The sequence below is a fragment of the Flavobacterium sp. genome (assembly GCF_035760125.1).
GTDB lineage: Bacteria > Bacteroidota > Bacteroidia > Flavobacteriales > Flavobacteriaceae > Flavobacterium.
Map to the genome: position 1 here is coordinate 1 of NZ_DASTTN010000517.1, position 13,250 is coordinate 13,250.

At 33.5% G+C, this 13,250-nt stretch carries 11 protein-coding genes and 3 tRNA genes; 6 read left to right on the top strand and 8 right to left on the bottom strand.

From position 1 onward, the window contains the following. Positions 1-537 precede the first annotated feature (537 nt). The gene (locus tag VFS71_RS18425; protein ID WP_326403098.1) at positions 538-1,551 is read left to right on the top strand and encodes an outer membrane beta-barrel protein; all 1,014 of its coding nucleotides are present in this window, start codon (positions 538-540) and stop codon (positions 1,549-1,551) included. 443 nt (positions 1,552-1,994) lie between these two features. Here the strand turns inward: VFS71_RS18425 and VFS71_RS18430 are convergent, their stop codons facing one another. From VFS71_RS18430 to VFS71_RS18455, 6 genes are all read right to left on the bottom strand, one after another. Then, positions 1,995-3,137: a DegT/DnrJ/EryC1/StrS family aminotransferase gene (locus VFS71_RS18430; protein ID WP_326403099.1), complete on the bottom strand. Its 1,143-nt coding sequence runs from the start codon at positions 3,135-3,137 to the stop codon at positions 1,995-1,997. A 370-nt stretch (positions 3,138-3,507) separates the two neighbouring features. Further along, positions 3,508-4,413: an N-acetylmuramoyl-L-alanine amidase gene (locus VFS71_RS18435; protein WP_326403100.1), complete on the bottom strand. Its 906-nt coding sequence runs from the start codon at positions 4,411-4,413 to the stop codon at positions 3,508-3,510. Positions 4,414-4,448: 35 nt separating this feature from the next. Then, positions 4,449-4,925 carry a hypothetical protein gene (locus VFS71_RS18440; protein ID WP_326403101.1) on the bottom strand — a complete coding sequence of 159 codons (477 nt, stop codon included), beginning with the start codon at positions 4,923-4,925 and terminating at the stop codon, positions 4,449-4,451. A 34-nt stretch (positions 4,926-4,959) separates the two neighbouring features. Further along, on the bottom strand, positions 4,960-6,273 hold the full coding sequence (rimO, locus tag VFS71_RS18445) for a 30S ribosomal protein S12 methylthiotransferase RimO (protein ID WP_326403102.1): 1,314 nt from the start codon (positions 6,271-6,273) through the stop codon (positions 4,960-4,962). A 340-nt stretch (positions 6,274-6,613) separates the two neighbouring features. Next, complete coding sequence (locus VFS71_RS18450) at positions 6,614-8,104, bottom strand: OmpP1/FadL family transporter (protein WP_326403103.1); 1,491 nt, start codon at positions 8,102-8,104, stop codon at positions 6,614-6,616. A 42-nt stretch (positions 8,105-8,146) separates the two neighbouring features. Further along, on the bottom strand, positions 8,147-9,085 hold the full coding sequence (locus VFS71_RS18455; RefSeq protein WP_326403104.1) for a hypothetical protein: 939 nt from the start codon (positions 9,083-9,085) through the stop codon (positions 8,147-8,149). Between the two features lie 102 nt (positions 9,086-9,187). Between VFS71_RS18455 and proS the strand changes: the two genes are divergently transcribed. From proS to rpsT, 5 genes are all read left to right on the top strand, one after another. Continuing rightward, positions 9,188-10,666, top strand: coding sequence for a proline--tRNA ligase (gene proS, locus VFS71_RS18460; protein WP_326403105.1), 1,479 nt, complete (start codon positions 9,188-9,190; stop codon positions 10,664-10,666). Between the two features lie 96 nt (positions 10,667-10,762). Then, positions 10,763-10,834, top strand: a tRNA-Glu gene (locus VFS71_RS18465). 46 nt (positions 10,835-10,880) lie between these two features. Continuing rightward, positions 10,881-10,952: transfer RNA gene (locus tag VFS71_RS18470), tRNA-Glu, on the top strand. Positions 10,953-10,997: 45 nt separating this feature from the next. Then, positions 10,998-11,069 (top strand) — tRNA-Glu (locus VFS71_RS18475). A 36-nt stretch (positions 11,070-11,105) separates the two neighbouring features. Further along, positions 11,106-11,357: a 30S ribosomal protein S20 gene (gene rpsT / locus VFS71_RS18480; protein WP_310008077.1), complete on the top strand. Its 252-nt coding sequence runs from the start codon at positions 11,106-11,108 to the stop codon at positions 11,355-11,357. A gap of 177 nt (positions 11,358-11,534) precedes the next feature. Here rpsT and VFS71_RS18485 read toward each other — a convergent pair whose 3' ends face one another. Both VFS71_RS18485 and VFS71_RS18490 read right to left on the bottom strand, forming a co-directional pair. Next, a complete protein-coding gene (locus VFS71_RS18485) occupies positions 11,535-11,942 on the bottom strand; it encodes a response regulator (protein WP_326403106.1) in 408 nt (135 codons plus the stop codon). A gap of 1 nt (position 11,943) precedes the next feature. Further along, on the bottom strand, positions 11,944-13,250 hold a 1,307-nt coding region (locus VFS71_RS18490), incomplete at its 5' end, for a PAS domain-containing sensor histidine kinase (RefSeq protein WP_326403107.1).

Consider the following 13,250-nt stretch of genomic DNA (forward strand, 5'->3'; position numbering starts at 1 on the left):
GAATTAATAAATCATTTTTATTCCTAACAAGCATAACGTTAGTAATAAATAAATCCTTTTAAAAAGATTCTATTTTTCGATTTTCAAAACCCTAAACTCATACTAATTATAAGTGTGTGAGTTTAAGTTTTTTTTGTTTTATCAATTTAATCAATGCTTGATTTTTGCAATTAGTTTTAATTTTTTAAAATTAAATATTTTTTTTCAGTACCCCCTATTTTTTTATGGGGTTATATGTTTTTAATTATGTAATTTGATTGTAAACTATGTTTTTTAACTGTAAAATTTAAAATAGCTTTAAATTTTGGTAGTATTTTATAAAAATTGGATTATTGAATTTTTAATATAATTTAAAAAAAATAGGAAATACATATTATTTTTAGATGATTTTCGGATATCGATAATTCTTCTCGGAAACTTTTAAAAAAGTTTTTCTGTTAACTAAAAGTTAATAATTTCGTCTCAGGAAAAAAGAAAAAATAACCAAATTCGATTCAATTACCCTAATTGAATTACTAACTAAAAAACAGATTAAATATGAAAAAAGTAATTACTATTTTAGTGTTAGCCTTGACTACAAGTTTTGCATTTGCACAAGATGCTCCAGAAACAACTCCATTGCAAATTTCAGGTTCAGGAGATTTGTATTACAAGTATGATTTTTCAAAAACAGCAAATATTCCAACAAGTTTTGGAACAGACCAAAATTCGGTTTCTTTAGGAATGTTAGACATTGCGTTGAAGAAAACCATAAAAAAAGTATCTTTTGTTGGGGAAATATCTTTTGGTCCAAGAGGACAATATCAATCAATCCCAAATGGTGACGGAACTGATTCAAATTCATTCCACATTCAAAATTTATATGCTTCTTATGCAGTTTCAGATAAATTAAGTTTTACTGCAGGTTATATGGGAACTTTTATAGGCTATGAGGTAATTTCACCAGTAGGTAATTTCTCTTATTCAACTTCATATTTGTTTACCAACGGGCCATTCCAAAATGCAGGTGTTAAAGCCAATTATAAAATAACAGATAAATTTGGGGCAATGTTAGGAGTGTTTAATGACTCTTGGAATACGTACAAAGCTGATCCAGCAAAAGGATTAAATGCCGTAGGAGGTCAATTGTCTTATGCTTCTGGAGCAAGCAGTGTTTATTTTAACTTTATGGACGGTTCAGTAAGTGGTACAATTTTTGACTTAACAGCGACATTCCAACTTACTGAAAAATTCAAATTAGGTGTAAACGGTGCTGATTTTTCAAATGAAGGTGATGTAGGTTATACTGGAGCTGCTTTATATCCATCTTATGCGTTTAACGATGCTTTCGCTTTAGGAATGCGTGCTGAATATTTTAAGTATAAAGAAGGTTCTGGAGATACTGATGTAACTGCTTTTACTTTATCAGGCAATTATAAAATAAGTGGTTTAACTATTATTCCTGAGTTTAGAATTGATACTAATTCAGATGATGTTATGTTCGTTAATTCGGATTTGAATCCTACTAGTTCTGCTACTCAAGTTCTTTTAGCTGTAGTTTACGGATTCTAGTCGAAAAGAAATTATCATTCGAGTTTAGACCAATATAATATTAAAAAAATATTTTTTTTTTGCTGTCAAGATCCTTAGTGGTTTTGGCAGCTTTTTTTTGTTTAGGGTTGATTAGCTATGGTTTGTTTAATTTTTTTGCTTCTTTTATAGTATATTTTAGATTATAAAAAATTACAATTAGTTGATTGGTTTAACTGTATTTATGAACAGTTGCAAGGGTATTATTTCAGTTAATTGCTAAGAAAGTAGAACAATTGATGTAAAAAGAAATGTATTATTCTGCGAGGTCAGATTTCCATCGTGATAAACACATTGCTTCTTTTGAAGAAAATGTTAAGTTGAAGGAGATAGTATTCAAAGAAGAGATTTTGAATAATTAGTTTGTTGGAGTAGAGTAGGATGCTTTTAAGTCTAAGCGTTTTTATTATATTATTTAAATCCAGTTAGCTTACTAAGTTTAATAAAGCAGTACGGATGCGATCTCTATCCAAATCGGTTAAATTGGAACCTGAAGGTAAACTCAGTCCTTTTTCAAACAATGATTCGGCAATTTTATTTCCATAAAAAGGATAATTTTTATAGAGTGGTTGCAGATGCATAGGCTTCCATAAAGGTCTGCATTCTATATTGGAATCCAACAAAGTCAATCGGATGGTTTCTCGATTGATTCCATTTTTAGTTTCTTCAGGATTTACTAATATTGTAGTTAGCCAGTAATTAGAAAAGTAGTCAGGATTTGTTGTGGAATGAACAGTAATTCCAGGAATATTTTCAAAAAGAGAAACATAAAAATCATGCATGGATCTTCTTAAGGAGATGTGTTTATCTAATACTTTCATTTGACCTCGACCAATACCCGCGCAAATATTGCTCATCTGGTAATTATATCCTATTTCGCTATGCTGATAATGAGGAGCCTCATCCTTTGATTGTGACGCTAGAAATTGTGCCTTTTTCTTTAATTGATGATTTGAGGTAACAATTGCTCCGCCACTAGAAGTGGTTATGATTTTGTTACCATTGAATGAAAAAACACTGATATCTCCAAAAGTGCCACATTTTTGTCCTTTATAACTGCTTCCAAGAGCCTCGGCACTATCTTCCAAAATAGGGATATTGTATTTGTCGGCAATGGTTCTTATTTCTTTAATTTTATATGGAACACCATATAAATGAACAGTGATTATTGCTTTTGGGATCTGCCCTTTGTGAATAGTTTCTATAATGGCTTCTTCTAAAGCAATTGGGCAAAGATTCCAAGTTTCAAGTTCGCTATCAACAAAAACAGGAGTTGCACCTTGATATAAAATGGGATTAGCTGAGGCTGAGAATGTAAGGGATTGACAAATAACAACGTCACCAGCTTTTACATTCAATAAAATTAAACCTAAGTGAATAGCTGCAGTTGCAGAGCTTAAAGCTGTTACAAAAAGGCCATGGGATAAATATTTTTCTAAATCATGTTCAAATTCGGTAATATTTGTTCCTAATGGAGCAATCCAATTCGAGTCAAATGCTTCGTGTATGTATTCGAGTTCGGTGCCTCCCATATGAGGCGAGGATAGCCATATTTTTGATTTGTTCATTGTCTTTTGATATTAAAATCTCAAGAATCCCGTAAAATGATTTTTTCTGCTAATATTCTAACTTAAATCCAGAATCTATTTAGACTTCATTATAAAACTAGATTATTCAATTTTAAAATTATAATAAGTGCTCTAGGCTTTGAATATGAATACACAAATAGTTAATTTCTAATGTGAATTCTGGGTTAAATGTAAGTAAAAATAATCTTTTTAGTAAAGTATGAAATGAGAATATTATTGCGAAAAATGGTGTTTTTATTCAATTCTCAAGTTGAAAAATTATTGATAAAGAATACGTTTCGGGGTAACATTAAAGAAGAAACGCCTTTTGAAGGGTCAAAAAGCGTTTTTTATATATTAAATGAAAATTTTATTTTTTATAAATCGAGTAGATAGTGCTAACCGTTTTTTCGTCCAAAATATCATTAACCTCAGTTTGGATGTAATGAAGTTTGAATGCCATAATAGCAGCTGAAATATTTTTGGTATTGTATCCTATTACTTGTAAACCTTGCTCAACATTAAAATCAGTGGGAGGACATTCAAGAGTGTCTTCTGGCCAAACCCCAAAACCATTTAAGGCTAAAAGTTTCCATGGAAATAAAGCACTTGGGTCTTTTTTTCTTGTTGGCGCAATATCGGCATGTCCAATTATGTTTTGTGCAGGAATATTGTAGTCTTTTTTTAATTTGGTCAAAAGAGCCAATAAAGTATTAATTTGGGTGTCTGAAAATGGTTCAGAACCATTGTTGTCTAATTCAATTCCAATAGAACTGGAGTTAATATCGGTATTTTTTCCCCACGATCCATTTCCTGCATGCCAAGCTCTTAGGTAATCATTGAGCATATGAACTACTTTCCCGTCTCTGGCAATCACATAATGAGCACTAACTTTAGTGTCTTTTAAAGTGAAAGTTTTTATTGTTTGTTGTAAAGAATCCTGTGCTGTGTGATGAAGAATAATGAAATTGGGTTTTCTTAAATTAAAATTGACTGTACCTACCCATTCTGAGGCAATGCCATTTTGTAAAATATTTGCATCAGTTTTAGAAAGAGTATCTTTATAATTAAGTAATTGATTTTTGTATCGATATGCAACACTGTCAATTACTACACTTGGTTCACTTTTTAAAGGAACAGCTTCTTTTGCTGATATAGTTTCTTTTAAGTTTTTTATTTGTGCATTGTATTCCTTTTCAGTTTCTTTATGAGGATTTTTTGTTGCACAGGAAGCAATAAATAGGAGAAGAATGATGTTGTAAATGTGCTTTTTCATGGTAGGCATTTCAAAAATGTTTTTATAGCAAATTTTTAGTGTTTTCTAGATTCTATTTTATTTTTTCGATCCTCACTCATGATTTGATATTTAGCTTTTTGATCTTTGTTTAATATGTCTAGCACTTCCAAATCAGTCATTTCTCCAAGAACTTTAAATTCTTTTTCCTTTTCCTCGTCGCTGCTTTCTTTTTTTATTAAAGCCTCTTGCTTTTTAAGTGATTTGGTATAAATATTATTGAGTACTATTTCTTGAAGAGCATCTAGATTAAGTTCTTTTTTGTAGTATTCCACAATTTTTGCTGCAGTTACTTCTGCAGGAATAGGTTTAGGGGCACTTTGTTGATTGCTTTGTGACATTTGTGACATTTGGTTAGATCTGCCATAACCATTTCCGCCATATCCATTTCCACCATAACCATTTCCACCGTACCCATTTCCATATTGTGCCGAAATTGTGTTAGCCGACAAGAATAAAAAAACTACAAAAAATACTGTTTTAAATACCTTCATAAATGTAAACTTGAAAAATTAAAAATTCAAAAATCTAAACTGGTTCTCCGTATAAATCAAATTCTGTTGCTTCAATGATTTTAATCATTGCAAATTCACCAGTTTTTACATAGTGTTTTGTAGCGTCAATTAAAACTTCGTTATCTACATCTGGACTATCAAATTCTGTTCTTCCTACAAAATGACCTCCCTCTTTTCTGTCAATAATACATCTAAAAGTTTTACCTACCTTCTCTTGATTCAAATCCCATGAAATCTGAGACTGTAACTCCATTATTTCATTGGCACGATCTTGTTTTATGTTATCTGGAACGTCGTCCTCAAGTAAATAAGCGTGGGTGTTTTCTTCATGTGAATAAGCAAAACAACCCATTCTGTCAAATTTCATTTCTTGGACAAAATCTTTCAAAATATTGAAATCTTCCTGAGTTTCTCCAGGATAACCAACAATCAAAGTTGTACGAATAGCCATTCCGGGAACTGCTGCTCTAAAGTCTTTCAATAATTGTGTTGTTTTTTCTTGGGTAGTTCCGCGACGCATCGATTTCAAAATTGAATCCGATATGTGTTGCAACGGAATATCAATATAATTACAAATTTTAGGTTCGCGTTTCATGATTTCAAGAACATCCATCGGGAAACCGGTTGGGAAGGCATAGTGCAAACGAATCCACTCAATACCTTCTACTTTTACCAATGCTTCTAGCAATTCACCCAAAGCACGTTTTTTATACAAATCAAGACCATAATAAGTTAAATCTTGAGCAATCAAAATCAATTCTTTTACGCCATCTCTTGCAAGTCCTTCCGCTTCTTTAACTAGTTTTTCAATAGTTTGCGAAACGTTTTTTCCTCTCATTAATGGTATAGCACAAAAACTGCAAGGTCTATCGCAACCTTCCGAAATTTTCAGATAAGCGTAATTTTTTGGAGTCGTAGTCAAACGTTCTCCCAATAATTCATGTTTGTAATCGGCACCCAAAGCCTTCAATAAAGCTGGCAATTCAGTAGTTCCAAAATATTGATCCACATTCGGAATCTCTTTTTCTAAATCGGGTCTGTATCTTTCAGACAAACAACCTGTCACAAAAACCTTATCTACAAGTCCTTTGTCTTTCTTGTCGGCATATTCCAAAATCATATTTACCGATTCTGCCTTTGCATTATCAATAAACCCGCAAGTGTTAATCACGATAATATTTCCTTCATCTTCTGCTTTGGCTTCGTGGGTCACGTCTTTCCCGCTTGCACGGAGTTGCCCCATTAGCACTTCACTGTCATACACATTCTTGGAACACCCTAGCGTGATCACATTTATTTTGTTCTTTTTTAAAGACTTCGTTCTCATAGTAATATATCCTTGATAATTTAGGAATTTTGCAAAATTACAATTTTTTGTGCAAACCCTGCCTGTTTACTTTCAAAATGCCCTGTTTTGTTTGTATAAAATAATTTGAAGCAGAACATTTGATGTGCTCAAGACCAATTGTCCCGCTATTTGTTGCAATCTTCATGTGCCGAACCCCGGCACGTGAAGATTTTTACTGCTATCGGGGCTAGACCAGCTATTTAGTTTTTCATAACACGAATCAAAAATTCTCCTTACATATTGAATCTTTTTTTGCCATAAAAAGCAAAACCACTTCTGAATATTCAAAAGTGGTTTCAACAGTATAGAGTAAATATTTTTACATTTCAAATATGAAAGTCATAGTAAAATTGTTTTTGTATGTATTGATTCGGGCACTTTCTGTAAATCCTTGTGAAAAGAATTGATTTTGTGATGTGGAGTGAACGTTTACGTACGAAAAATCAAGTTTTATGGAACCAAAACTATATCCTAAACCACCAGAAAAACTATTTAAATCGCCTACAGTTGCCGAATCATTATAAGGACTTCCTTCAAAACGATATCCGCCTCTTAGTCTGAAATTGTTAATTTTATATTCCGCACCAACTCTTACTTCATTGCTGCTACCAAGAGCATTATGCATAGCGCTATTTAAACCTCTGTAATAAGGATCGTTTTCTGGGCTAAATTGTGTACAGCTGTAATCTTTATATTTATAATCCACACTGATTAAACCCGATTTTCCAAAGACATAAGCAAAGCTTCCAGTTAAACTTCCAGGTGTACGCAAATCATAAGGGGCGTAATAATTGATGATAAACGGGTCAACCACATTAACATCGTTTCTATTGACAGAGGTTAATCTTTGTGATAATTCATCTTGTAAATTATACCATGTTGGTGATTCGTATGCAAAACCAAGACGAGCTTCATTGGTTAATTTTGCAATGGCTCCCACTTGGAATGAAAAGCCAGCTCCGTATGTATGAAGACTATTTGAAAAATTTAAGTTCTGAATATCGTAAATTGAATTCGAGGGATTATTGTTGGATTCATAGAAGTTGGTGTTCTGTACATAATCTGTAAAGTGTGAGTTCAAGTTGAATCCAAAATAGAGAAAATCTTTGTATTGCAAACCGCTGTTAAAAATCAGTTTTCCATTATAACCATTGGAGTAAACACTGTTTTCTTGATGATAATTACCGCCTGAACGAACATTTGAGGTGTATGACGAATTAGTGTCAACGTCTGCAACCGGATTTATAATGAATCCATAGTATCCAAGATAGGCTTGTTGCGCTCCATTGTCTAAATAGGCATAATCGTTATTTGTTATTGTTTTAAGAGGAACGCCATCAGCATAACTTAAAAAATAATTAGCTACAGAATTTATAGGGCTTGTTCCAGCCGAAAACATTGAATTATCGTAATTATTGATGTTCTCATAATTGATAGACATCGTGAATTTTTTCCAATCATTATTAGGGTTTCTGGTTTTAAAAACAAAAACGCCTCCCGCTTGATTCAGGTCGAAATTGCTATCACTTGCAGAAGTTCCAGTTCCAAAATAATTGGACTCATTTTTGGTGCTGTAATTCCCCATCGTAGCAGCGAATTGATTGTTGTTGAACACAGCTGAACCTGCTGGGTTTACATTGATTGATGATAAATCTCCTCCCAGTGCTCCAAAAGCACCACTCATAGATGTAAAACGAGCTGTTCCATGCAATTCGCTTTGTGCATAACGCATTGCATCTTTAATTTCTTGTGAGTGTATTGTAGAGAACGTTAGCCCTGCTACTAGATATAACAATAGGTTCTTTTTCATTTGGTTGAGATTAGGGTTAGTTAATTTCTAGTTCAGATTTTTCTATCTTCTGCCGCCACCTCCGCCGCCCATTCTGCCACCTCCGCCACTAGACATTCTAGCACCACCACCACCACTAGACATACTGCTGCCACTAGTTCTATATGAACTGCTGCTAGGTGTATATGATCGTTGGTAACTGCTTGAGCTGTTTGTGTTAGTTCGACTTTGTGAATAAGAACTTCTTGATTGATTTTGAGTGTAATTTCTCGATGAAGTATTGCTATTTCGGTTCGTGAAAGTAGGGGACTGTCTACTTATGCTAGTAGTGCTGTTTCTATTATAGGTGCTGTTTCTGCTTGTTACACCGTTTCTATTATAGGCGCTAACTCTATTATTATTGTAAATTGAATTATTGTAATTTCCTCCATAAGATGAGCCTCTTCTACTGTAATTATAGGCATAAGGTGTTGCTACGCCATAACCATAACCGGGATAACCGCATCCGTAACCGGGATATCCCCATCCGTAACCTGGGTATCCCCAACCATAGTAAGGATATCCCCATCCATAATATGGGTATCCATAACCATAACCGTAATAAGGGTATCCCCAACCAAATCCTATTGACCAATAGCTGTCGGGATATACAACCACAGTTGTTTCTTGAGGAGAACTACCCCAAGATGGGTAACCTGTTGAAGGAGCTTGTATAGAATCGTTTTCGTTATTATAATTATTGCCATAACTATTTACATCTGTGAATATTTCACCAGAGCCTCCAGTGCTTTGTAATGAACTAAAGTATTGTTTGTATTGAACTGAAGCTGAATTAGGTTGATTGTCTTTTATCACAATTTTATCCCCATTTGTGCCATAAACACCATCATTATCATAATAGGAACTATTTTGGTAAGAACCACAAGAGGTTACCACTATACTCAAAAATCCAATTAAGGAATAAAGTGTGGTTTTCCAAGTAATTAATGCATTTGTTTTCATTTCGGTAGATTATTTTATTGTTGGACAATACAAATTTAGTTAGTTTTGCGTAATTATTTAGTTAAATTATATATAAACAAATATTATGCCAAATTATTCAAAATGAGCAAGAACCTTACAACAAGAGCAGAAGATTATTCAAAATGGTACAATGAGTTGGTTGTTAAGGCCGATTTAGCTGAGAATTCAGGAGTTAGAGGATGTATGGTGATTAAGCCATATGGGTATGCTATATGGGAAAAAATGCAAGCAGAGTTGGATAGAATGTTTAAAGAAACAGGGCATCAAAACGCCTACTTTCCTTTATTTGTTCCTAAAAGCATGTTTGAAGCCGAGGAGAAAAATGCTGAAGGATTTGCCAAGGAATGTGCTATTGTAACTCATTATAGATTGAAAAATGACCCGGATAAACCAGGGAAATTGATGGTGGATCCCAATGCAAAGCTAGAAGAGGAGTTGATTGTTCGACCTACAAGTGAAGCTATTATTTGGTCTACTTATAAAGGATGGGTACAATCTTACAGAGATTTGCCATTATTAATTAACCAATGGGCTAATGTGGTACGTTGGGAAATGAGGACTAGATTATTCTTGAGAACTGCTGAGTTTTTGTGGCAAGAAGGGCATACAGCACATGCAACGAGAGTAGAAGCTGTGGAAGAATCTGAAAAAATGATGAATGTATATGCTGATTTCGTAGAGAATTTTATGGCTATTCCAGTTGTTAAAGGATTGAAAACAGAAACCGAACGTTTTGCAGGTGCTGAAGAAACGTATTGTATCGAAGCCTTGATGCAGGACGGAAAAGCATTGCAGGCTGGAACTTCACACTTTTTGGGTCAAAATTTCGCAAAAGCTTTTGATGTTAAATTTGCTAATGCAGAGGGTAAACAAGAGCATGTTTGGGGTACTTCATGGGGTGTTTCAACTCGATTGATGGGGGCATTGGTAATGACGCATTCTGATGATCAAGGATTGGTGTTGCCTCCTAATTTGGCTCCGATTCAAGTTGTTATTGTTCCTATATATAAGAGTGATGAACAACTAGAGGCTATTTCTAAAGAAGTGGATGTTTTGGTTAAGGCTTTGAGAAAATTAAATATCTCAGTAAAATTCGATAATAGAACGACTCAGAAACCAGGATTCAAATTTGCTGAATGGGAATTAAAAGGAGTGCCTGTACGAATAGCTGTAGGTCCAAAAGATTTGGAAAACGGAACTTTTGAAGTGGCTCGAAGAGATATTTTAACCAAAGAGGTAGTTTCAAAAGACGAAATCACAACTTATGTGAGCGATTTATTAGAGAAAATTCAAAAAGATTTGTTCGAAAAAGCATTAAATTATAGAAATACTCACATTACTGAAGTGAATAGTTTTGATGAGTTTAAAGCGATTCTTGATGGCGAAGGAGGCTTTGTTTCAGCACATTGGGATGGAACTGCAGAGACAGAAGAGAAAATTAAAGAATTGACAAAAGCAACGATAAGATGTATTCCTTTGGATAGGGTAGAACAGGCGGGAAGCTGTGTGTTTACTGGGAAAAGTTCAGTTGGAAGAGTGCTGTTTGCTAAGGCATATTAAAAAAAATAATTTTTTTTTGCCTCTACTATTGCGCTTCTCAAAAATAGTTGTATTTTTGCATCCGCATTACAGAAGTAGTGCTGTTACAGAAGTAGCGGTCCGTTCGTCTATCGGTTAGGACGCCAGGTTTTCATCCTGGTAAGGGGGGTTCGATTCCCCCACGGACTACAAGAAGTATTTAGATTGAAAAATTTCTGAGAATAAAAAAAATAAGGGTCCGTTCGTCTATCGGTTAGGACGCCAGGTTTTCATCCTGGTAAGGGGGGTTCGATTCCCCCACGGACTACAAATTTTTTTTGATCTAGAATGTTCCAGAACTTAGAGGGATTATGGTCCGTTCGTCTAGGGGTTAGGACGCCAGAATTTCATTCTGGTAACAGGGGTTCGATTCCCTTACGGACTACAAAAAATGAAATAATTAAGATAAAAAGATAACAAAATGGCAAATCATAAGTCAGCTCTAAAAAGAATTAGAAGTAACGAAAAGAGAAGAGTATTAAATAGATACCAACACAAAACGACTCGTAATGCTATTAAAGCATTAAGAATTGCAACTGACAAATCTGATGCGACTTCTAAATTGTCAAGTGTAATATCTATGATTGATAAATTAGCAAAGAAAAACATCATTCATGATAACAAAGCTTCAAACTTGAAGTCTAAGTTAACTAAGCATGTTGCTAAATTGTAAGTAATATAATTTATATAAAAAAAAGCCCCTTTTTAAGGGGCTTTTTTTTTATGAGTAATTTTAACGATCAAGTTCGGAAATTGTAGTTAGATAAGTGTTTTTGAAAGAGTCTGGATAAGAGGAAATAATTATTTTTATGGCTCTTATAAGCTTCTGAAAATTTTGTTTTATACGATTTTAAGGTAATTTAAGTTTAGTCTTTAGATAATCTAACATTTCAATTGTGATGGGTTTGGATAGGAATTCAATAACATTGGGGTATGATTTTGATTTTTTGATATCTTCAGGGTCAATGGTTGAAGTTAGAATGATAACTTTAGTGTTGTTTAGATTGAAATAATTGGAGGCATTAAATAAGTCTAGAAATTCCCATCCATCCATTACGGGCATGTTTAGGTCCAAAAAGATTAATTGAGGTCTTTTTTCTTGATTTGAGAAGCTATTGATTTTATTGATTAGGGTAATTGCTTCTCGGCCATTAATAGCGTTTATTATTTCTTTTGCGAAAGAGGCTTTTTCTACTACTTTTTTGAAAAGCATCAATGTAATAGGGTCGTCATCAACGCACATGATAAGTTCAAGCATTTTACTGGGGTTTAAACGTTAGTGTAAATTCAGTTCCTTTTTCAATCTCGCTTTGTATGCTAATTGTGCCTCCCATGGTTTCTATTTGTGATTTAACCAGGAATAAACCTAGTCCTTTACTGTCAGGGTAATCGTGAAACCTTTGGTAAAGGCCGAAAATTCTATTTTTATTTCTTTCTAAATCAATACCGATGCCGTTGTCTTTGTAATGGATTGTAATGGTGTTGTTTTCGTCTTCGTCTATTGTAATGTCAATTATCAAGTCTCTATTTTTTGATCTGTATTTTAAAGAATTAGTGAGTAAATTGATAAAGATGCTTTCAAAATAGGCTTTGTTTGTGTTTATTTTTGTAACATTTCCATAAATGATATTTAATTGAGGCTTTATGCTTTCGAGTTGAATATGGAGCTGGCTAAGAATGTTTTTGAAAATATCTCGTATCCGCAATTCTTCATTTTGTATAGATGTACTATCTTTTATGGTGATTACTTTGGAGAGATCATTGATAGTCTCGTTGAGTAAATGTGTCGATAATTTAAAACCAGCTAAGATTTCCTTTAATTCTTCGTCTTCAATTGTAAAGTCTTCAATTAGGTTTAATAATCCAGTCAAGTTTGATAGGGGAGCTCTTAAATTGTGTGATGTGATATAGGAAAATTGTTTTAAGTCTTTATTGTTTTGGGTTAATTCTCTGATGAGTATTTCTTTTTCTTTTTCTAATTTTTTTTCTTCCGTAATATCCCTTTGAATGGAAATCCAGTGTGAAAGATCATGTTCAAGATTATAAACTGGAATAAATGATAATCTGACCCAGTATTCGGATTTGTCTTTTTTGTAAAGAATAATTTCTAAAAAGCATTCTTTTTTATTTTTTATTGAGTCTGTTAACTTTTCAATTTCTCTTAAGTCGGAGTTTTTACCCATAAAGAAATTAGGGGATTTGCCAATAATTTCTGAATGCTCGTAACCTGACATTTTATCGAAAGCAGGATTGGCAAAAACTATTTTTGGAATTTGATTGTCATCTGAGGTCGCTTGTGTGATAATGATAGAATCTTTGGCTTCGGTAAAAACCGTTTCAAGTAATTTTAAACGATTTTCTTCTTCCTTTTGTTTTGTTATGTCTTGTATAGCACCAATCATTCGTATAGCTTTTCCATTTTCATCTTTAAGAATGAAGCCCCTGTCTAATACGTATTTATATGTGTCATCTTCGCATTTAAATCGGTATTGATCCTGCCATTTTTCAGTTTTTTGTTCTAAAAAGGAATAGAGTTTAACAGACATTTTTATACTGTCTTCCGGGT